The organism is Micromonospora sp. NPDC005172, assembly GCF_040608555.1.
In the GTDB taxonomy this organism is placed as follows: domain Bacteria; phylum Actinomycetota; class Actinomycetes; order Mycobacteriales; family Micromonosporaceae; genus Micromonospora.
Window position 1 is genome coordinate 1 of record NZ_JBEXIL010000015.1, and the last position, 20,443, is coordinate 20,443.

The window sequence follows — 20,443 nt, forward strand, 5'->3', positions numbered from 1 at the left end:
GCCGGGGGGCGGCCCGGGCGGCGGCCCGGGCGGGCGGACCGAACCTCCCACCCGCCGCCTTTGCTCTGCTTCAGCGGAGGCGACACTGGATGTCCGGATACCGGACGCCTGCCGTTTCCTCCGTTGAAGCAGAGCAAAGGGCGCACTGACCTGTCGCGGTCCCCGGCCGACCGACACACGGGCCCGGCGGTGACGCCGGGCCGGGGGCGGATCACCGGCCGGCGGCGGGAGCCGGTGTCGACGCCGTGTCGCTCGCGCGGGCCGCGGCGCGGGCCGCAGCGCGTACCAGGGCCGGCCCCCGGTAGATGAAGCCCGTGTAGAGCTGCACCAGCGAGGCGCCGGCGTCGAACATGCGGGTGGCGTCGTCCGGGTCGAGCACTCCGCCGACCCCGACGATGGGCAGCCGGCCACCGGTCTCGGAGTGCACGAAGGCCACCACGTCCCGCGCGCGGCCGGTGAGCGGTCGACCAGACAGGCCACCGGTCTCCGCACCGCGTGCGGAGTCGGCCGGGGCCAGCCCGGTACGGGCCAGGGTGGTGTTGGTGGCGATCACCCCGGCGGCGCCCCGGGCCAGGCAGACCTCCAGCAGTTCGGCGATCGCCGCCTCGGTCAGATCCGGCGCGATCTTGACCAGCACCGGCTTCTCCCCCACCAGCGCGCCGAGCAGCGCGTCCAGGTGGGCGCGGTCCTGCAGCGACCGCAGACCCGGGGTGTTCGGTGAGGACACGTTCACCGCGAAGTAGTCGCCGTGCCCACGCAGGGCCCGGTACGAGGCGAGGTAGTCCTCGACCGCCTCGTCGAGTGGTGTCACCTTGGACTTACCCAGGGAGATGCCCAACGGCACCCCGAGCGGGCGCGGCAGCGCCGCCAGTCGGACGGCCAACGCGGCGGCGCCGGCGTTGTTGAAGCCCATCCGGTTGACCACCGCCTCGCTGGCCGGCAGCCGGAACAGCCGGGGCCGTGGGTTACCCGGCTGGGCGTGCGCCGTCACCGTGCCCACCTCGACGAAACCGAACCCGAGCGCAGGCCAGGCCGGCAGTGCCGCGCCGTCCTTGTCCATGCCGGCGGCCAGCCCGACCGGGTTGGGAAACCGCACGCCGAACACCGTGCGCGGCGCGTCGACGGCGTACCTGGCCCGCAGCGCGGCCAGGGCCGCCGGACGCCGCGACAGGGCGGCCAACCGCCGCAGCGTCCACTCGTGCGCCGTCTCGGCGTCACCGCCGCCGAGACGGAACAACCGCGGCCGTACGACCCGCTCGAACAGCGTCACTGCGCCGCTCGCAGGGTGGCGTGCAGATCCTGCAGGGGCCGGACCTGCATGTCGCCCCTGATGCGCGCCTCGATGCCCATCACGGCCGCGGCCGCGCCGGGAACCGTGGTGATGCAGGGGATGTCCGCGGTCACGGCAGCGCTGCGGATCTCGTAGCCGTCCGAGCGGGCACTCGCACCAGAGCCCTGCGGCGTGTTGATCACGAGTGCCACGTGGCCGCCGCCGATCAGCGACACCGCGTCGTCGCCCTCGCCCGCCTGGTAGTGCTTGCGGATCTGCTCGCAGGCGATGCCGTGCCGGCGCAGCACCTCGGCCGTGCCGGCGGTCGCGACGATCTCGAAGCCCAGGTCGGCCAACCGCTTGATCGGGAAGATCATGCCGCGCTTGTCGCGGTTGGCCACCGAGACGAAGATCTTCCCGGCCGTCGGCAGCGAGCCGTACGCGGCCGACTGGCTCTTGGCGAACGCGTGCCCGAAGTTGGTGTCGATGCCCATCACCTCACCGGTCGACTTCATCTCCGGGCCGAGCAGCGAGTCGATCCCCTTGCCCGCGCGGGTCCGGAAGCGCTTGAACGGCAGCACCGCCTCCTTGACCGCGACCGGCGCGTCGGCGGGCATCGTTCCGCCGTCCCCCGTGGCCGGGAGCAGTCCCTCGGCGCGCAACTCGGCGATGGTCGCGCCGAGCGCGATCCGGGCCGCCGCCTTGGCCAGCGGCACCGCCGTCGCCTTGGAGACGAACGGGACGGTCCGCGACGCACGGGGGTTGGCCTCCAGGACGTAGAGGACGTCGTCCTTGAGGGCGTACTGCACGTTGAGCAGCCCCCGCACGCCGACACCACGGGCGATGGCCTCGGTGTAGCGGCGGACCTCGGCCAGGTGCGAGCCCGCGAGGGTGATCGGCGGCAACGCGCAGGACGAGTCTCCGGAGTGGATGCCCGCCTCCTCGATGTGCTCCATCACGCCACCGATGTAGACCTCGCCGTCGGCGTCGCACAGGGCGTCCACGTCGATCTCGATGGCGTCGTCGAGGAACCGGTCCACCAGCACCGGGTGGTCACCGGAGATGTCGGTCGCCCGTCCGATGTAGTCGCGCAGCGTCGGGTCGTCGTACACGATCTCCATGCCCCGCCCACCGAGCACGTACGACGGACGAACCAGCACCGGGTAGCCGATCTCGTCGGCGATCGTCTTGGCCTCGTCGTAGGACGTGGCCATGCCGTGCGCCGGCGCGCGCAACCCGGCACGGGCCAGCACCGCGCCGAACGCGCCCCGCTCCTCGGCCAGGTGGATCGACTCCGGGGAGGTGCCGACGATCGGCACGCCGGCGTTCTTGAGCCGCTGCGCCAGCCCCAGCGGGGTCTGCCCGCCGAGCTGCACGACCACGCCGACCACACCCGGTCCGCCGGCCGCCCGGCCGGACGAGTCCTCGGCGTGCCAGGCCTCCAGCACGTCCTCGAACGTCAGCGGCTCGAAGTAGAGCCGGTCGGCGGTGTCGTAGTCGGTGGAGACCGTCTCCGGGTTGCAGTTGACCATGACGGTCTCGTAACCGGCCGTCCGCAGCGCCTGGACGGCGTGCACGCAGGAGTAGTCGAACTCGATGCCCTGCCCGATCCGGTTCGGGCCGGAGCCCAGGATCAGCACCTTCGGACGGTCCGACGGCACGACCTCGGTCTCGGAGTCGTACGACGAGTAGTGGTACGGCGTGGTGGCCTCGAACTCGGCCGCGCACGTGTCGACGGTCTTGTAGACCGGGCGCACGCCGAGGCGGTGCCGCAGGACACGCACGCCGTCCTCGGCCGCCAACTCCGGGCGCAGCGCGGCGAGCTGCCGGTCGGACAGACCGGCCCGCTTGGCGCGACGCAGCAGCTCGGCGTCGAGCACCGGCGCGTCGATGATCTCGGCCCGCAGCTCGATCAGTGCGGCGATCTGGTCCAGGAACCAGGGGTCGATGCCGCCGGACGCCTCGGTGACCTCGGCGATCGACGCGCCGAGGCGCAGCGCCCGTTCCACCGTGTAGAGCCGGCCGTCGTGCGGGATCCGCAGCGCGGCGAGGGTGTCCGAGCGGGTGGCGCCCTGCGGATCTGGAGTGGTCCAGAAACCAGATGATCGGGTCTCCATCGACCGCATCGCCTTGTTCAGCGCCTCGGTGAAGTTGCGCCCGAGGCTCATCGCCTCGCCCACCGACTTCATGGTGGTGGTCAGCTCCGGGTCCGCGCCGGGGAACTTCTCGAACGCGAACCGGGGGATCTTCACGACCACGTAGTCCAGGGTCGGCTCGAACGCCGCCGGGGTCTTCAGCGTGATGTCGTTGGGGATCTCGTCGAGGGTGTAGCCGATAGCCAGCTTCGCGGCGATCTTCGCGATCGGGAAGCCGGTCGCCTTGGAGGCCAGCGCCGAGGAGCGGGACACCCGGGGGTTCATCTCGATCACGACGATCCGGCCGTCGACCGGGTTGACCGCGAACTGGATGTTGCAGCCGCCGGTGTCCACCCCGACCTCGCGCAGCACCGCGATGCCCAGGTCACGAAGGCGCTGGTACTCCCGGTCGGTAAGCGTCATGGCCGGGGCCACGGTGACGCTGTCGCCGGTGTGCACGCCCATCGGGTCGATGTTCTCGATCGAACAGACGACCACCACGTTGTCGTGCCGGTCGCGCATCAGCTCGAGCTCGTACTCCTTCCAGCCGAGCACGCTCTCCTCGATGAGCACCTCGTGCACCGGGCTGGCCGCCAGGCCGTCGCCGGCGATGCGGGCCAGGTCCTCCGGGGTGTGCGCCATTCCCGAACCCAGGCCGCCCATGGTGAACGACGGCCGGATCACCACCGGCAGGCCCAGCTCGGCGACGGTCGCCTCGACCTCGTCCATCGAATGGCACACCCGGGAGCGGGGCACCAGACCGGTCGGGTCGTCGACGCCGAGACGTACGCCGGCCTTGGCGACGATCTCCTTGAAGAGCTGGCGGTCCTCGCCCCGGTTGATGGCGTCGATGTTCGCGCCGATCAGCTCGACGCCGTACTTCTCCAGGACGCCGTTCTCGTGCAGGGCGACGGCCGTGTTCAGCGCGGTCTGCCCACCGAGGGTCGCCAGGATCGCGTCCGGCCGCTCCTTGGCGATGACCAGCTCCACGAACTCCGGGGTGATCGGCTCGACGTAGGTCGCGTCGGCGAACTCCGGGTCGGTCATGATCGTGGCCGGGTTGGAGTTGACCAGGCTCACCCGGATGCCCTCGCTGCGCAGTACCCGGCACGCCTGGGTGCCGGAGTAGTCGAACTCGCAGGCCTGCCCGATGACGATCGGCCCGGAGCCGATGACGAGGATGTGCTTGAGGTCGGTCCGCTTAGGCATTGCTGCGCCCCTTGCTGTGCTGCCGGCCTTCGATCAGCTCGGCGAAACGGTCGAAGAGGTAGTCCGCGTCGTGTGGACCGGCCGCCGCCTCCGGGTGGTACTGGACGGTGAAAGCGGGCACGTCCACGGCCCGCAGCCCCTCGACGACGTTGTCGTTGAGGCAGACGTGCGACACCCGCACGCCACCGAAGTCGGTGTCGATCACCTGGTCGGGAACCACCGCGCCGGCACCGACCCCCACGCCCGGCACTTCGACAGCGAAGCCGTGGTTGTGGCTGGTCACCTCGACCTTGCCGGTGGCCCGGTCGAGCACCGGCTGGTTGATCCCCCGGTGGCCGTAGCCCAACTTGTAGGTGCCGAAGCCGAGCGCCCGCCCGAGGATCTGGCTGCCGAAGCAGATGCCGAACAGCGGCACCTCCCGCCGCAGCGCCTCCCGGGCCACCGCGACCGGGGCGTCGGCCGTGGCCGGGTCGCCCGGGCCGGGCGACAGGAAGATCGCGTCGGCGCCCGTGGCGAGCAGGTCCTCGATGCTCGACGAGGCCGGCAGCACGTGGGTGGTCACCCCGCGTGCGGCGAGCCGACGCGGCACGTTGCGCTTGATGCCCAGATCCAGCGCCGCCACCGTGAACCGGTGCTCGCCGATCGCATCGACGACGTACGGCTCGGGGGTGCTCACCTCGGTGGACAGGTCCGCGCCGACCATCTGCGGTGACTGCCGGACCCGGGCCAGCAGGCTCTGCGGGTCCTTTTCGACGCTGGAGATGCCGACCCGCATGGCGCCCCGCTCGCGCAGGTGCCGGGTCAGCGCCCGGGTGTCCACACCGCTGATGCCCACCACGCCCTCGGTGGCGAGGCGGTCCTCGAGGCCGCCGGTGGCCCGCCAGTTCGAGCCGATCCGGGCCGGGTCGCGGACGACGTAACCGGCCACCCAGATCCGGCTGGACTCGTCGTCCTCGCCGTTGACCCCGGTGTTGCCGATGTGCGGGGCGGTCTGCACGACCACCTGGCGGTGGTACGACGGGTCGGTCAGCGTCTCCTGGTAACCGGTCATGCCGGTGGTGAAGACCGCTTCGCCGAAGGTCTCCCCGACGCTGCCGTACGCCTCACCGGGGAACGTGCGCCCATCCTCGAGCACGAGGATCGCGGGCCTGCGCTTACTCATTTGATGGCCTTTCCGTCCAGGACCGTCGGCTCGCCGCGCAGGAAGGTCGCCACGATGCGACCCGGCAGCGTCATGCGGGCGTACGGGGTGTTACGACTGCGGCTGGCCAGCTCCGACGGCTCGATGGTGCGCCGGACGGCCGGGTCGATAAGGGTCAGGGTTGCCGGTACGCCGGGCGCCGGGTCGACGCCGTGCCCGGTGAGCCCCGCGATCCGGGCGGGGGTGCGGGACATCCGCTCGGCGATCAGGTCCCACTCGGGGCCGAGCACGTCCAGTGCGATGGACAGCGCCGTCTCCAGGCCGAGCATCCCCGGCCGGGCGTACGCCCACTCGCACTCCTTGTCCTCCACGGCGTGCGGGGCGTGGTCGGTGGCGATGATGTCGATCACCCCGTCGGCGAGCGCGGCGCGCAGCGCGGCGATGTCGGCGGACGTACGCAACGGGGGGTTGACCTTGAAGACCGGGTCGTAGCTCTCCGCACGCTCGTCGGTGAGCAGCAGGTGGTGCGGGGTGACCTCGGCGGTGACGCGTACCCCGCGGGCCTTGGCCTGGCGCAGCACCTCGACGCTGCCGGCGGTGGAGACGTGGCAGACGTGCAGCCGGCTGCCCACGTGCTCGGCGAGGAGCACGTCCCGGGCGATGATCGCCTCCTCGGCGACCGCCGGCCAGCCGATCAGCCCGAGCCGGGTGGAGACCTCACCCTCGTGCATCTGGGCGCCCTCGGTGAGGCGGGGTTCCTCGGCGTGCTGGGCGATGATCCCGTCGAACGCCTTGACGTACTCCAGGGCGCGGCGCATGAGCAGCGGGTCCGCGACGCAGTGCCCGTCGTCGGAGAAGATGCGCACCCGGGCCGCGGAGTCGGCCATCGCGCCCAGCTCGGCGAGGCGCTCGCCAGCCAGGCCGACGGTGACCGCGCCGATCGGCTGCACGTCGACCAGCCCGGCCTCCCGGCCGAGTCGCCAGACCTGCTCGACCACGCCTGCGGTGTCCGCGACCGGCGAGGTGTTGGCCATCGCGCAGACCGCCGTGTAGCCGCCCAGCGCCGCCGCCCGTGACCCGGACTCGACGGTCTCGGCGTCCTCGCGGCCCGGCTCGCGCAGGTGGGTGTGCAGGTCGACCAGGCCGGGCAGGGCGACGAGGCCGGTGCCGTCGATGACTGTGGCGTCCGGCGCGGACAGCCCCGGACCGACCTCGGCGACGACGCCGTCGCGGATCAGCAGGTCGGTCGGCGCGGCGCCGACGATGCTCACGCTGGTGATGAGGTACGCGGTCACCGGTTGTTCCCTCCGAGCAGCAGGTATAGAACAGCCATCCGTACGGAGACCCCGTTGGTGACCTGTTCGACGATGGTGGAGCGGGGTGAGTCGGCGACCTCGGGGGTGATCTCCATCCCCCGGTTCATCGGGCCGGGGTGCATGACGATGGCGTGCTCGGGCAGGCGGCGCATGCGCGGGCCGTCCAGCCCGTAGCGGCGGGCGTACTCGCGGGCGGAGGGGAAGTAGGAGTCCTGCATCCGCTCCCGCTGCACACGCAACATCATCACCGCGTCCACGTTCGGCAGCACCGCGTCGAGGTCGTACGACACGTCGATGCCGGGGGCGAGCGCTCCGGCGATGTCGACGGGGATGAGGGTGGGCGGGCCGACCAGGGTGACCTTCGCGCCGAGGGTAGACAGGAGCAGCACGTTCGAGCGGGCCACCCGGGAGTGCAGCACGTCCCCGACCACCGCGACCGACAGGCCGGCCAGTCGGCCCAGCCGGGACCGCATGGTGTACGCGTCGAGCAGCGCCTGGGTGGGGTGCTCGTGGGTGCCGTCGCCGGCGTTCACGACCGACCCGTCGACCCAGTTGGCGAGCCGGTGCGGGGCGCCGGAGGCGGGGTGTCGTACGACCACCGCGTCCGCGCCCATCGCCTGCAGGGTCAGCGCGGTGTCCTTCAGGCTCTCGCCCTTGGCGACGCTGGACCCCTTGGCGGAAAAGTTGATCACGTCGGCGCTGAGCCGCTTCGCCGCCGCCTCGAACGAGATCCGGGTCCGGGTGGAGTCCTCGTAGAAGAGGTTCACCACCGTCCGGCCGCGCAGCGCGGGCAGCTTCTTGATCTCCCGCCCGGCGACGGTGGCCATCTCGGCGGCGGTGTCCAGGATCTCGGTGGCGGTGTCGGCGTCCAGGTCCGCGCCGGAGAGCAGGTGCTTGATCATGAGTGGGCTCCCCCGAAGAGCTTGACCTCGTCCGTCCCGTCGGTCTCGGCGAGCGTCACCTTGACGCTCTCGGCGAGCGCGGTGGGGATGTTCTTGCCGACGTAGTCGGCGCGGATCGGCAGCTCGCGGTGGCCACGGTCGACCAGGACGGCGAGTTGGACGGAGGCCGGGCGGCCGACGTCGTTGAGCGCGTCGAGGGCGGCCCGCACGGTGCGCCCCGAGAAGAGCACGTCGTCGACGAGGATCACCCTCTTGCCGTCGATGCCGCCGGTGGGCACCTGGGTCGGGCCGATCGCGCGGGTGGCGTGCCGGCGCAGGTCGTCGCGGTAGAGCGTGATGTCGAGCACACCGACCGGCACGACGACGTCCTCGAAGGTGCTGATCCGGGCGGCGAGCCGCCGCGCGAGGGGGGCGCCACGGGTGGGAATCCCAAGAAGCACGGTGTCGGCCGCGCCCTGGGTCTTCTCCAGGATCTGGTGGGCGATGCGGTCGACCACCCGCTGTACGTCGGCGCTGGCGAGGATCACCTTCACCGAGGGTTGTCGCGGTGGTGACGGGCGGGCAGCCGGCGGGTACGCCACGGCGGACCTCCTTCCCCGCCTCACGGGACGGGTCGTTAAAGGATGTCGGGCACCACCGGCCGGGGAGCAGGAGCCGCCCTGACCGGGGCTTCACGCCACGTTACCAGTGGTCACCGCACCGACCGACGGCGGCCGCTGACCCCCGGATCAGATCCACCAAATGCCGATGGCCGCCCCGGCGCTCCCCAACGGTAAGGTCACGACCACTTGACCAGGTGTCCCATTCCCCGTACCGTCACGCTCCGTAGCGATCGACGGGAGAACCCCGAGCAGCACTGGGAGTGTCCGAATGCCCTCTGAATACGCCAAATCTCTGGGCGCCCGCCTGCGCTCCATCCGCCAGCAGCAGGGCCTCTCCCTGCAGGGTGTGGAGGAGAAGTCGAACGGGCGGTGGAAGGCCGTGGTCGTCGGCTCGTACGAGCGTGGCGACCGGGCCGTGACGGTGTCCCGTCTGGCCGAGCTGGCCGAGTTCTACCGTGTGCCCGTCTCGGAGCTGCTGCCCGACGGCAGCGGTGTCCGGCACGAGCCCACCAGCAAGATCGTCCTGGACCTGGAGCGGCTCTACGACGAGGCCTCCGAGGACCTGGCCTACGTTGCCCGCTACGCCCGCGCCATCCAGCAGCAGCGCGGTGACTACAACGGCCGGGTGCTCTCCATCCGCGCCGACGACCTCCGTGCGCTCGCGATCGTGTACGACGCCTCACCGTCGGGCCTGATCGAGCGGCTCACCGAGCACGGCGTGCTGGTGGCCGACCCCCGGGCGTTCTTCGCCTCCTGATCTGTCGCTTCACCCGAAAGGGCCCGTGCCGTCCGGCACGGGCCCTTTTCGTGGCGCGGGTACGCGAGCTGGTCAGCGGGTGGCGTACTCCGCGATGCGGCCGAGCACGCCGTTGAGGAACCGCGGCGAATCGTCGGTGGACATCTGCCGGGCCAGCTCGACCGCCTCGCTGATCGCCACCGCGTCGTCGATCTCGTCGACGTAGAGCAGCTCGTAGACGGCGATCCGGGCCAGGTTGCGGTCGACGACCGGCATCCGGTCCAGGGTCCAGCCCTCGGCGTAGCTGGCGATCAACTCGTCGATCCGGTCGAGGTGCTCGGCGACCCCCTCGACCAACCCCACCGCGTAGCCCAGGTGCTCCGGGCGGGGCTGCTCGATGCGCTGGAGGTAACCGGCCAGGACCTCGACGGGCGGCCGATCCCGCAGGTCGGCCTCGTAGAGGACGTCCAGCGCCCGCTTGCGCGCCTTGCGGCGCGCCGGCATCTGCTGCTTGGGACCCTCAGCCATCAGGCGCGGCCGAGGTAACGGCCGTCGCGGGTGTCGACCTTGATCTTCTCACCGGTGGTGATGAACAGCGGAACCGGCACGGTGGCGCCGGTCTCGACGGTCGCCGGCTTGGTGCCGCCGGTGGAGCGGTCGCCCTGCAGACCCGGCTCGGTGTACGTGACCTCGAGCACGACGCTGGTGGGCAGTTCGATGTAGAGCGGCACGCTCTCGTGGGTGGCGACGGTCGCCTCCGCCTCGGGCAGCAGGTAGTTGGCTGCCTCCCCGACGGTGCCGCCGGGCACGGTGATCTGGTCGAACGTCTCCAGATCCATGAAGACGTAGTCCTCGCCGTCGGCGTACAGGTACTGCATCGTGCGCTTGTCCACGGTCGCGGTCTCGACCTTGGTGCCCGCGTTGAAGGTCTTGTCGACCACCTTCCCGGACAGCACGTTCTTCAGCGTGGTGCGCACGAAGGCACCACCCTTACCGGGCTTGACGTGCTGGAACTCGACGACGGCCCAGAGCTCGCCGTCGAGGTTGAGTACCAGGCCGTTTTTGAGGTCGTTGGTGGAGGCCATTTCCTGCCTTGATCATCAATTGGCGGACAGACCCTAGGAGTCTACTAGCTGCGCCGAGGCGCGTTACCCGCCGTGGTCGTCCGTCCGCGTGCACGGATGTCCGATGCGCACGCACGGTTACTTTCCGTCACCTTCGACTCAGCCCCGGCCGCGCGCCTTCGCCCCTTTGCACTGCTTCAACGGACGCAACAGTCACGGTCCGTGCTGCACCCGCGATCGGCCCGCACGCCGACCAATCAATGGACCCGCAGGTCAGAGTAGGTGTTGCGCCGGTTGAAGCAGAGCAAAGGGCGTGCACCAGCAGGGCGAGCCCCGCGAGGCGAGAGGAGGGCGACAACCAACAGTGACGTCACCGCCGGTGGACGACCTCACGGTCGGTGAAAACGGTGGATGAAAATTCGGGAGGCTGACCGGTCAGGCCGGACGGGAGGCCAGGTGGTGCAGCGCGAGACGATAGCCGTCGATGCCGAGACCACAGATCACCCCGGTCGCCACCGCCGAGATCACCGAGTGGTGTCGGAACTCCTCGCGGGTGTGGATGTTGGAGATGTGCACCTCCACCAGCGGCCCGCGCAGCATCGCGCAGGCGTCGCGCACCGCGTACGAGTAGTGCGACCACGCGGCCGGGTTGAGCACCACGGCGGCGTCCTCGTCGGCGGCGTCGTGCAGCCAACCGAGCAGCTCGTGCTCCGCGTCGGTCTGCCGGACCGTCACGTCGAGCCCCAGCTCCCGACCGGTGGCCTCGCACAGCGCCACCAGGTCGGCGTAGCTGGTCGAGCCGTACACGGCCGGCTCCCGGGTGCCCAACCGGCCCAGGTTCGGGCCGTTCAGCACGTACACCCTCATGGAGTGGCCAGCTCGCGGTAGGCGGCTTCGAGCAAAGCGTCGTCCGGACCCTCCAGCATCGCCGGGCGGGCCAGCCCGTCCAGCACCACGAACCGCAGCCGGCTGCCGCGCGCCTTCTTGTCCACCCGCATCGCGGCCAGCAGTCGCGGCCAGGCGTCGGCGGGGTAGCTCACCGGCAGGCCGAGCGCGGTCAAAGCGCTCCGGTGCCGCTCGGCGGTCGCGGCGTCCAGCCGGCCGGCGAGCCGGGCCAGCGTGGCGGCGTACACCAGGCCGACCGCGACCGCGTGCCCGTGCCGCCAGCGGTAGCCCTCGTTCTGCTCGATCGCGTGCGCCAGGGTGTGGCCGTAGTTGAGCACCTCCCGGACGCCCGACTCGCGCAGGTCGCCGGCGACCACGTCGGCCTTGACCCGGACGGCCCGCTCGATCAGCTCGCGGGCCACCGGCCCGCGCGGGTCGGTGGCCGCCACCAGGTCCTGCTCGACGAGATCCAGGATCACCGGGTCGGCGATGAACCCGCACTTGACCACCTCGGCGAGCCCGGCGGCGAGGTCGACGGCGGGCAGGCTGTCGAGGGTGGCCAGGTCGGCGAGCACACCGACCGGCGGGTGGAACGCGCCGACCAGGTTCTTGCCGGCGGCGGTGTTGATTCCGGTCTTGCCACCCACGGCCGCGTCCACCATGCCCAGCAGCGAGGTGGCGACCGGCACCCAGCGCACCCCGCGCAACCAGCAGGCCGCGACGAACCCGGCCAGGTCGGTCACCGCGCCGCCACCCACCCCGACCACCACGTCGGTACGGGTGAAGCCGGCCGCGCCGAGCCGGTCCCAACAGGCGGCCGCCACGTCGATCTGCTTACCCGACTCGGCGTCGGGCACCTCGATCGGCAGCGGGTCGACGCCGGCCGCGCGCAGCCGCTCACCGACAGCGTCGGCCAGGGTCTTGAGCGGGGGCGTGTGCAGCACCGCCGCCCTGGTCGCGCCGGGCAGCAGCCCGGGCAGCGCGTCCAGCAGGTCGCGTCCGACCAGCACGTCGTACGGTCGTTCGCCGCCGACCGGAATCCGGGTCACCTCGTCCATCGCCGGCAGCCTAGTCCAGCGGACGACGTGGCGAGGGCGTCTGTCCACCTGCTGGCCGGGCGGCCCAGTCGGCCAGCAGACGCGCGTGCTCGGCCACGGCGGCGCGCAACGCGTCCGGGTGGCGCACGGTGAACGGGCAGCCGAGCCCCGCGAGCAGCGCCGCCATGCCGGGAAGGCTCTCCGCTCGGGCCCGGAGCAGCACACCGTCGCCGCTGGGGGTCAGCTCGGCCACACTGGCCGGGATGCGTCGCCGGGCAGCGACCAGATCGGTTTCCAGCAGCACCTCGACCTCGTGCCGATACGGCACGCCGGCCAGCGACCGGGTCAGCCACGCCACCGCGTCGAAGTCGTCCGGCACCGTGAACGTCGCCGTGCCCGGCGTGACGGTCGCGATCCGGTCCAGCCGGAACGTGCGCACCTCGCCGCGCCGGTGGTCGTGACCGGTGACGTACCAGCGGCCGGCGTGGAAGACCAGCCCGTACGGGTCGAGGTCACGATGCGACCGCTCACCGCGCCACGAGCGGTAGTCCAGGCTCACCCGCCGCCGGTTCCGGGCGGCCGTGGCCAGGGCCAGCAGGGTGCCCGACGCCGGTCGCGCCTGGGGCTCGGGCCGCCGCAGGGTGAAGCCGAGGTGCTCCTGCACGGCGGTCAGCCGGTCGGCGAGCGCCGCCGGCAGCACCCGGCGGATCTTGGCCAGCGCGGTCGCCGTGGCCGGCAGTTCGGTGGTCAGCCCGACCCGTTCGGCGACGACCAGGCCAAGCAGCACGGCCATCGCCTCGTCGTCGGTGAGCATGAGCGGTGGCAGCTTGAAGCCCGGGTGCAGCCGGTAGCCGCCGTGGCGGCCCCGGTCGGCGAGCACCGGGATGCCCAGCTCGACCAGTGTGGCCGCATAGCGGCGCACGGTCCGTTCGTCCACACCGAGCCGGCTCGCGAGGTCGCCTGCCGTCGCCCGGTGCCGAGCCTGGAGCAGCTCGAGCAGGGCCAGCACCCGACCGGCGGGATGAGACAACGGGCCACTCCTCGAAACCGGGCGGGTTCTGTCCGGATTCGATCGTACGGTCGGTCGGTAACCGAGAGAAGGAGTGACAGATGGCGACGTTCGTACTGGTGCCGGGGTTCTGGTTGGGTGCCTGGGCGTGGCGGGAGGTGACCGGTCTGCTGCGCGCGCAGGGGCACGACGTGTACCCGATGACGTTGACCGGGTTGGCCGAGCGCCAGCACCTCGCCGGGCCGCAGGTGACCCTGCGGACGCACACCACCGACATCGTCTCGTTGATCGAGGTCGAGGATCTGCACGACGTGCTGCTGGTCGGGCACTCGGGCGGCGGTATGCCGGTGGCCCAGGCAGCCGACCTCGTCCCGGACCGCATCGCCCGGGTGGTCTACGTGGAGAGTGGGCCGCTTCCGGACGGCACGGCGCAGTTCGACACGGTGCCGCCGCAGGAGCAGCAGCGGCTGCGCGCGGCGATCGGCGGCGGCCACCTGCTGCCACCGCCGGCCTGGGACCCGGCGACCGACCCGACCAACCTGGCCGGCCTGGACGAGTCGACGCTGTCCCTCCTGCGCGAACGCTGCACCGCACAGCCCCTGCGGACGGCTACCGATCCGGTACGCCGCACGGGTGGCCGTCCGGTGCCGACCGCGCTCGTCGCGAGCACCTTCCCACTGGCCGTGGTGCGTCAGATGATCGACGAGGGGCACCCGTTCTTCACCGGCCTGGCCGACGGCCAGCTGCACGAGCTGCCCACCGGGCACTGGCCGATGCTCAGCGAGCCGAAGGCGCTGGCCGACGTCCTCGACCTGATCGCGCAGAGCTGAGCAGGGACCCGCACACCGGGCGGCGAGCGCACCGGTCGCCGCCCGGGCCGCCGATCCCCGGCGGGCCGGGGTCAGCGCGGAAGCAGGGCGGCGACCTCGGCGACGACCGCGGCCGGCGTTCGGCCGTCGGTGGCCACCGTTTCGGTGGCGACCTCGGCGTAGAGGGGTTTGCGCTGGTCCATCAGGTGCTTCAGGGTGGCTCGCGGGTTGATCGCCAGCAGCGGCCGGCCCGCGCCAAGGCCGACTCGCCGTACCGCGTCGGGCAGCTCCACCGACAGGTGGACGACCCGGTGCCCCACCAGGGCGGCGCGGGTCTCCTCGGCCAGGACGGCCCCGCCGCCGAGGGCGAGCACGCCGGTGCCCGCGGCGAGCGCCGCAGCGACGGCCGCCCGTTCCAGGGCCCGGAAGTGCTCCTCGCCCTCGTCGATGAAGATCTCCGGGATGCTCTTGCCGGCCATCTGCTCGATGTCGGTGTCGGTGTCCCGGAACTCCACGCCGAGGGTGGCGGCGAGCGCCTGCCCCACGGTGGTCTTGCCGCAGCCGGGCACCCCGACCAGGACGACGACCGGCGCCATCAGCGGATGACCAACGCGTCGAGGTAGCCGGCGACGTTGCGGCGGATCTCGGCGACCGAGTCGCCGCCGAACTTCTCGGTGGCCGCCTCGGCCAGCACGAGGGCCACCATCGCCTCGGCGACGATCGCGGCGGCGGGCACGGCGCAGACGTCGGAGCGCTGGTTGATGGCGGTCGCCGGCTCGCCGGTGAGGACATCCACGGTGGCCAGCGCCCGGTTGAGCGAGGAGATCGGCTTCATGGCGGCGCGGACCCGCAGCGGCTCGCCGGTGGTGATGCCACCCTCCAGACCGCCGGCCCGGTCGGTGACGCGACGGACTCCGGTGGCTGACGGGATGATCTCGTCGTGCGCCTCGGAGCCACGGGAGCGGGCCTGCTGCCACCCGTCGCCGATCTCCACACCCTTGATCGCCTGGATGGACATCAGCGCGGTGGCCAGTCGGGCGTCGAGCTTGCGGTCCCACTGCACGTGACTACCCAGGCCCGGCGGCACCCCGTACGCCAGCACCTCCACCACGCCGCCGAGAGTGTCGGCGGCCTTCTTCGCGGCGTCGACCTCGGCCACCATCAGGGCGCTGGCCTCCGGGTCGAGGCAGCGCAGCGGGTCGGCGTCGATGCGGTCGGCGTCCTGCGGGGTCGGCCGTAGCCCGGGCTTCGCGGCCACCGGCCCCAACTCGACGACGTGCGAGACGATCTCGATGCCGAGTGCCTGCCGGATCAGCGCCTTGGCGACGGTGCCGACGGCCACCCGGGCGGCGGTCTCCCGGGCGCTGGCGCGCTCCAGGATCGGCCGCGCGTCGGTGTGGCCGTACTTCTGCATGCCGGCCAGGTCGGCGTGGCCGGGCCGGGGGCGGGTCAGCGGCGCGTTGCGGGCCTGTCGGGCCAGCTCGTCGGGGTCGACGGGGTCGGCGGCCATCACCGTCTGCCACTTGGGCCACTCGGAGTTGCCGACCCGGATCGCCACCGGACTGCCCAGCGTGACGCCGTGCCGCAGCCCGCCGATCACCTCGACCTCGTCCTGCTCGAACGCCATCCGGGCGCCGCGGCCGTAGCCCAGCCGGCGGCGGGCCAGCTCGCCCGCGATCTCGGTGGTGCTCACCTCGATGCCGGCCGGCACCCCCTCCAGCAACGCGACGAGGGCGGGGCCGTGCGATTCACCTGCAGTCAACCAGCGCAACACAGCGGTCAGTCTGTCACGGCGCGCGACGGGCACGTCGCGCTGCCCGCCGCGTCCCGCCCTGCGGACGGCCGGGACCGTCCGCAGGGCGGCTTCGCACGACGGATCAGATGCCCCGGCCGCGCTTGTGCAGGGTGCGGAGCACCGAGTCGGCCCGTACCACCCGACCGGCGACCGCGAGCGCCAGGTAGGCGCGCGGCTCGCGGGGATTGCTGCGCAGGGTGCGTCGCGCCCAACGCAACGCGCCCCGCCGATCACCGGAGGCGGCCCGCGCGAAGGCGATCTGGCCGGTGACCCGGGCCTCGCCGGCCGGCTGCCCGGCGAACTCCGGGTAGCGCCGCAGCAGCCACTGCAACGCCTCGGAGATGGTGTCCCACCGCTGGGCGAAGTACGACCGCTTGTGCCAGCGCACCAGCACCGACGGCGTCCGCAGGTTGATCAAAGGCGCGCTGCGGGCGGCGCGCAGCAGGAACTCGTAGTCCTCCGCGTAGCTGCCCGGGATCTCCTCGTCCACCAGGCCGAAGCCGTCGCGCAGGGCCGCCGCCCGGATCAGGAAGGTGGACGGGTGCAGCTCGGTCAACCGGTCCCGCAGGAGGTCGTCCAGGGTGATCCGGTCCTTGTCGAGCACCCGGTCGACGGTGTGCCCGTCGTAGCTGACCCGGATGCCGCAGCAGACGAACTCGGCGCTCGGGTCGGCGGCCAACGCCTCGACCTGGGCGGCCAGCTTGCCGGGCAGCCACTCGTCGTCGTCGTCGCAGAACGCGACCAGGTCGCCCTCGGCGGCGAGGGTGCCGCTGTTGCGCGCACCGGCCAGCCCGGGCGCGCGTCCGTTGGCGATGACGCGGATCGTCCGGTCCGGCCCGCCCAGGCCGGTCAGCGACTCGTCCGGCGTGGACTGGTCGAACACGACCACGGCCTCGATCGTGCCCGCGTACTCCTGGGCGAGGATCGCGGCCACGGCGGCGCGCAGCAGTTCGGGGCGGTCCCGGGTGGGCACCACGACGCTGACGCTCGGCTGGCGGGTCATCGGGTCTCCTTCGTCGGCTGGCCGGCGCGCGGCCAGGTCCGCCAGCGGGGTCGGTGCCGGCTCGACCGGGCCACCAGGTCGTCGACGATCTGCCCGACCCGGGCGACGGCCGCGCGGCGGGCTTCGTGCGCGGCCGGGTCGGCCTGGACCGCGTACCGGGACGGGTCGGCCTGTCCGGCGACGAGAGCATCGTGCAACTCCTCGCGCGTCTCGCAGAGCGCCACCAGCCCGGCCGCGCCGAGCCGACGCGCGAAGAGCTGCTGGTGGTCGTCGACGTGCTCGCCGCGTGCCGGGTCGCGGGGCACCACGATCGGCAGGTGGCCGTGCCGGCGCGCCTCCAGGATCGTCGCCGGGCCGCCGTGACACACCACCAGGTCGGCGTCCGCCATCGCCTGTTGCAGGGCGTCGTGGCCGAGGAACGGCACCGCGCCGGGCAGGGGCGGCGCGGCGGTGTGCCCGTGCTGCACGGTCAGCCCGATCGGGCCGGCGCTCTCGTGCCACTGAGCCAGCCAGCCCACCAGTCGGTCGAACGGGTGCTTGTCGGTGCCGACCGCGACGAGCAGTTGGAGCTGCTCGACGGGGTTCGTGTCGCGCTGGCGCGGCAGCCGGGACGACTCGGCGTCGTCGGGCCGGTGCGACTGGGCGCGGCGGGTGGTGCCCGCCTCCCCGCTCACAGCAGCGTCCCGACGACGGTGGCCTCCGGGTACTGCCGGCGCTGCTCGTCCCACTGCACGAGCATCGCGGACAGGAACGGGCGGCAGAGGCGGGCCGTCAACGTCGGGGTGTCGATCCGGTCGTACACCTCGATGTAGACGGTCGGGATGCGACGCAGCCGGGCCAGCACCACGAACGGCACGGCCACGCCGGCGCCGGTGGTGACCACGGCCGCGACCCGCCGACGCCGCAGCACCCGCCAGGCCAGCCGCGCGTTGCGCAGCAGGTTGGGTACGTTGCGGGTGGTCGGGTGGTGCGCCGGCACCAGGTCCTCGCCGGTCAGCAGCGACACTGCCTCCGGGGTGTCGAAGGTGACCCAGCAGCGCCGCCACCGTTCGTACCAGGGCCGCAGGGCGAGAAGTTGGGCCAGGTGGCCACCGCTGGATCCGACCAGCAGCAGCACCGGCGATTCGTCGTCGTTGTTCGTGTCCACGCGACTCCCCACAAGTCCGCTTGGAATTCCGATTCACGCAAGGCAGAAGCAGATCACAGGTTTCCCGGTCGTTGAATAGCGCGACCGGAGGAGGCGACGATCTCTCTTCGGCGTGCTCAGGCCCATTGTCGACCCCACAGCCCATCGACCGCCGTCACGACCTGCCATTATGTCGTCACGCTACGACGCGCACCCGGCGTCGAAAATTCTCCCGTTCACTCGCTATGTCGTTTCTCGATGACGTCCAACAGTGCGGGATGCAGCGCGGCGTTCCACCCGGCGCCGGCGTCCGCCAGGCGCCACGTGCGTAGCCACATCTCCAGCAGGTACGCGTCGGCCACCAGAGCGCGCCCCGCCGCGTCGAGGCCCAGCCGCTCGCCGTGCCGGCCCAGGTGTGCGTCCACCGCCGCGGCGGCCACGGCCGCCGGCTCGCCGCGCAGCACCAACGAGCGCTGGAACGCGTCGTGGGCCAGGTCGAAGCCGACCGGCACGTCCGGACCACTGTGCTCCCAGTCCCAGGCGACCAGCCGGCCGTCGTGCGTGCCCAGGTTCCACGGCACCCAGTCCCCGTGCCAGTGGCCGAACTCGACGCTCGTGTCGCCGTGCCGACGGGCCAGGGCGGCGACCCCCGCCACCGCCCGCGCCCCGGCCGGCGCGGTCGATGCGGCCCGCTCCGCCTGGGCGGCCAGTCGCGCCAGGAACGTCGATGAGGTCAGCGTCCGGGGCACACCGGGGGCGGCGCCCCGGCGGGCGACCGCGAGCAGCGCCGCGATCCGCGGCGGGTCGTCGACCGGCACTCCGCGTACGTCGGGTGGCAGTGGCTCGATCACCGCGACGACCTGGCCGGCCCATGCCGTCTCGGTGAGCAGCCCCGGCGGCACCGGGTGGTCGGGCACACCGGTCACGGCGCGCAGCGCCCGCAGCGCGCCGGCCTCGGCGGTGACCAGGGCGCGGGTGGCGTCGTTCCAACCGATCTTCGCGTAGCCGCGGGGGCGACCGTCGACGGTGAACAGTTGCAGCGTGGGCTTGACGTTCGGGTCCGGTGGACGCACACCACAGGCGGCCAGCAGGGGCATGCCGCCCAGCGCGGCGGCGAGCCGCTCGGTCAGCACCAGGTCGGCGACGGACGCCCCCACCGGCACCGACACGGTCAGCGTGGGGAACGGCGCGAGGCCCGCCGCACCGAAGCGGGCCAGCCCACCGAGCGCCGCCCGCAGGGCCCGCACCTGCGGTGGCCGCAGCGCGTTGTACGCCAGCAGCGACGCCGCGCCGGCCCGGGGCGAGCCCAGCGGTACGAGGAACCGCGCCCGCGCCACCGACGGCACCACGGCGTACCGGGCCACCGTCCGCTGCCCGGCCGGCACCGCGGCGTCCACGGTCAGCTGGACCCGGTCGTCCGGGAACACCGCACGGCTCACCCAGCCCAGCCCGTCCGCCCGCGACCGGGGGTCCGTGGCCGGGGCGACCCCGGTCGTCACGCCGCCCGGTCCGCCCAGTCGAGTGCCAACCCGAGCCGCTCACGCAGAGCGTCGTTGTACGGGCGGTAGTACTCGGTCAGCTCGGTGCGTACCGCCGGCTCCAGCGGTGCCGAGCGCCGGTCGTTGTACACCTTGAAGTCCGGCAGTTCGTACGGCGGCAGCCCGAGGAAGTCGAGGGTGCGCCGATAGGTGGCGCGCGAGTCGCGGTACAGGTCCTCGCTGGGCAGGAAGAGGATCTGGGCGGGGTCGAACCGGTCCAGCCACGGCTCCAGGTGCTCCAGGTAACGCCCCCGCGCCCGGTACGTGTACCAGTCGTACGCCTCGCTGAACGCCTCCGGCTCGGCCATGAGGCGCTCCCGCTCCCCCGCCGTACGCTCCGGCTCGGCGGCCAGCGCGGCGGCGAAGTCCAGCGGCTCGATGCCGTGCGTGCGGCGTTCCTTCCAGTGCGAGTACGCCCGCTCGACCGGATCACGCAGCAGCACGATCAGCTTCACGGTGGGCATCAGCGCGGCGACCCGCTGCGCGGCGAGCGGGTGGAACATGTACAGGGGCGCGGCCTCGCCGACGCGAACCGGCCCGCCGTGCCGTTTCGCGAGGGCCTCGCGCTGCCGCTCGGTCGGGAAGTGCGAGCGGTACCACGCCTCGCCGCGACCCCAGTGCTCCTCGAAGTAGTGCGCGGACTTGGTGTTCCAGGCGGGAAAGAGCCGGGGCACCAGCGGATGCTGGATGAGGTAGTTCCACAGCGAGGTGGTGCCGCCCCGCTTGGTGCCGATGATCAGGAAGTCCGGCAGGGGTCGCCGGTCACTGGTGCGCACCCCGTAGTCGACCAGGGACTCCCTCACCCGGGTGGTCACCTGGGTCGGCACCAACTGCTTGACCCGGTCACGGATGGACGCCACGACGGC

The 20,443-nt window shown here is 72.4% G+C and carries 20 protein-coding genes; 2 read left to right on the forward strand and 18 right to left on the reverse strand.

The annotated features are described in order from the left end of the window. Positions 1-211 precede the first annotated feature (211 nt). The 6 genes from ABZV06_RS12900 to pyrR are packed head-to-tail and all read right to left on the reverse strand — an operon-like array spanning position 212 to position 8,554. Positions 212-1,270 carry a quinone-dependent dihydroorotate dehydrogenase gene (locus tag ABZV06_RS12900; RefSeq protein ID WP_355243162.1) on the reverse strand — a complete coding sequence of 353 codons (1,059 nt, stop codon included), beginning with the start codon at positions 1,268-1,270 and terminating at the stop codon, positions 212-214. Beyond that, positions 1,267-4,614, reverse strand: a complete 3,348-nt coding sequence (gene carB / locus ABZV06_RS12905) for a carbamoyl-phosphate synthase large subunit (RefSeq protein WP_355243159.1) — start codon at positions 4,612-4,614, stop codon at positions 1,267-1,269. Before carB ends, ABZV06_RS12900 begins: the two co-directional genes overlap by 4 nt. Further along, positions 4,607-5,776 carry a glutamine-hydrolyzing carbamoyl-phosphate synthase small subunit gene (gene carA, locus ABZV06_RS12910; protein ID WP_355621091.1) on the reverse strand — a complete coding sequence of 390 codons (1,170 nt, stop codon included), beginning with the start codon at positions 5,774-5,776 and terminating at the stop codon, positions 4,607-4,609. Before carA ends, carB begins: the two co-directional genes overlap by 8 nt. After that, positions 5,773-7,050, reverse strand: coding sequence for a dihydroorotase (locus ABZV06_RS12915; protein WP_355243153.1), 1,278 nt, complete (start codon positions 7,048-7,050; stop codon positions 5,773-5,775). Before ABZV06_RS12915 ends, carA begins: the two co-directional genes overlap by 4 nt. Beyond that, positions 7,047-7,973 (reverse strand): aspartate carbamoyltransferase catalytic subunit, encoded by a 927-nt coding sequence (locus ABZV06_RS12920; protein ID WP_355243150.1) that lies wholly within the window; start codon positions 7,971-7,973, stop codon positions 7,047-7,049. Before ABZV06_RS12920 ends, ABZV06_RS12915 begins: the two co-directional genes overlap by 4 nt. Beyond that, positions 7,970-8,554 carry a bifunctional pyr operon transcriptional regulator/uracil phosphoribosyltransferase PyrR gene (gene pyrR / locus ABZV06_RS12925; protein ID WP_355243147.1) on the reverse strand — a complete coding sequence of 195 codons (585 nt, stop codon included), beginning with the start codon at positions 8,552-8,554 and terminating at the stop codon, positions 7,970-7,972. Before pyrR ends, ABZV06_RS12920 begins: the two co-directional genes overlap by 4 nt. Positions 8,555-8,843: 289 nt before the next feature. Here pyrR and ABZV06_RS12930 point away from each other — a divergent pair, with 289 nt between their 5' ends. Continuing rightward, entirely contained in the window at positions 8,844-9,332 is a 489-nt protein-coding gene (locus tag ABZV06_RS12930) for a transcriptional regulator (RefSeq protein ID WP_007458348.1), read from the forward strand. A gap of 72 nt (positions 9,333-9,404) precedes the next feature. Here the strand turns inward: ABZV06_RS12930 and nusB are convergent, their stop codons facing one another. The 5 genes from nusB to ABZV06_RS12955 all read right to left on the reverse strand — a co-directional run bounded on the left by nusB (position 9,405) and on the right by ABZV06_RS12955 (position 13,327). After that, positions 9,405-9,815 (reverse strand): transcription antitermination factor NusB, encoded by a 411-nt coding sequence (gene nusB, locus ABZV06_RS12935; RefSeq protein WP_355243328.1) that lies wholly within the window; start codon positions 9,813-9,815, stop codon positions 9,405-9,407. A gap of 23 nt (positions 9,816-9,838) precedes the next feature. Beyond that, positions 9,839-10,396: an elongation factor P gene (gene efp / locus ABZV06_RS12940; protein ID WP_355243144.1), complete on the reverse strand. Its 558-nt coding sequence runs from the start codon at positions 10,394-10,396 to the stop codon at positions 9,839-9,841. A gap of 414 nt (positions 10,397-10,810) precedes the next feature. Beyond that, positions 10,811-11,242, reverse strand: a complete 432-nt coding sequence (gene aroQ / locus ABZV06_RS12945) for a type II 3-dehydroquinate dehydratase (RefSeq protein WP_355243141.1) — start codon at positions 11,240-11,242, stop codon at positions 10,811-10,813. Then, complete coding sequence (gene aroB, locus ABZV06_RS12950) at positions 11,239-12,318, reverse strand: 3-dehydroquinate synthase (protein WP_355621094.1); 1,080 nt, start codon at positions 12,316-12,318, stop codon at positions 11,239-11,241. The genes aroQ and aroB overlap by 4 nt, the downstream gene beginning before the upstream one ends. Before the next feature lie 10 nt (positions 12,319-12,328). Further along, positions 12,329-13,327, reverse strand: a complete 999-nt coding sequence (locus ABZV06_RS12955) for a YafY family protein (protein ID WP_355243135.1) — start codon at positions 13,325-13,327, stop codon at positions 12,329-12,331. An 80-nt stretch (positions 13,328-13,407) separates the two neighbouring features. On the opposite strand from ABZV06_RS12955, the gene ABZV06_RS12960 reads away from it, so the two are divergent. Then, entirely contained in the window at positions 13,408-14,136 is a 729-nt protein-coding gene (locus tag ABZV06_RS12960; RefSeq protein WP_355243132.1) for an alpha/beta hydrolase, read from the forward strand. A gap of 71 nt (positions 14,137-14,207) precedes the next feature. Here the strand turns inward: ABZV06_RS12960 and ABZV06_RS12965 are convergent, their stop codons facing one another. The 7 genes from ABZV06_RS12965 to ABZV06_RS12995 form a co-directional block, all read right to left on the reverse strand. Then, on the reverse strand, positions 14,208-14,711 hold the full coding sequence (locus ABZV06_RS12965) for a shikimate kinase (RefSeq protein WP_355243129.1): 504 nt from the start codon (positions 14,709-14,711) through the stop codon (positions 14,208-14,210). Continuing rightward, positions 14,711-15,889, reverse strand: a complete 1,179-nt coding sequence (gene aroC / locus ABZV06_RS12970; RefSeq protein WP_355243126.1) for a chorismate synthase — start codon at positions 15,887-15,889, stop codon at positions 14,711-14,713. The genes ABZV06_RS12965 and aroC overlap by 1 nt, the downstream gene beginning before the upstream one ends. 103 nt (positions 15,890-15,992) lie before the next feature. Next, positions 15,993-16,913, reverse strand: coding sequence for a glycosyltransferase family 2 protein (locus ABZV06_RS12975; protein ID WP_355243123.1), 921 nt, complete (start codon positions 16,911-16,913; stop codon positions 15,993-15,995). After that, on the reverse strand, positions 16,910-17,587 hold the full coding sequence (locus ABZV06_RS12980; RefSeq protein WP_355243120.1) for a glycosyltransferase: 678 nt from the start codon (positions 17,585-17,587) through the stop codon (positions 16,910-16,912). The genes ABZV06_RS12975 and ABZV06_RS12980 overlap by 4 nt, the downstream gene beginning before the upstream one ends. Continuing rightward, on the reverse strand, positions 17,584-18,060 hold the full coding sequence (locus tag ABZV06_RS12985; RefSeq protein ID WP_355243117.1) for a UDP-N-acetylglucosamine--LPS N-acetylglucosamine transferase: 477 nt from the start codon (positions 18,058-18,060) through the stop codon (positions 17,584-17,586). The genes ABZV06_RS12980 and ABZV06_RS12985 overlap by 4 nt, the downstream gene beginning before the upstream one ends. Before the next feature lie 215 nt (positions 18,061-18,275). Next, entirely contained in the window at positions 18,276-19,538 is a 1,263-nt protein-coding gene (locus ABZV06_RS12990; protein WP_355621096.1) for a hypothetical protein, read from the reverse strand. Then, positions 19,535-20,437, reverse strand: a complete 903-nt coding sequence (locus ABZV06_RS12995) for a sulfotransferase domain-containing protein (protein WP_355621247.1) — start codon at positions 20,435-20,437, stop codon at positions 19,535-19,537. Before ABZV06_RS12995 ends, ABZV06_RS12990 begins: the two co-directional genes overlap by 4 nt. Between the last annotated feature and the right edge of the window lie 6 nt (positions 20,438-20,443).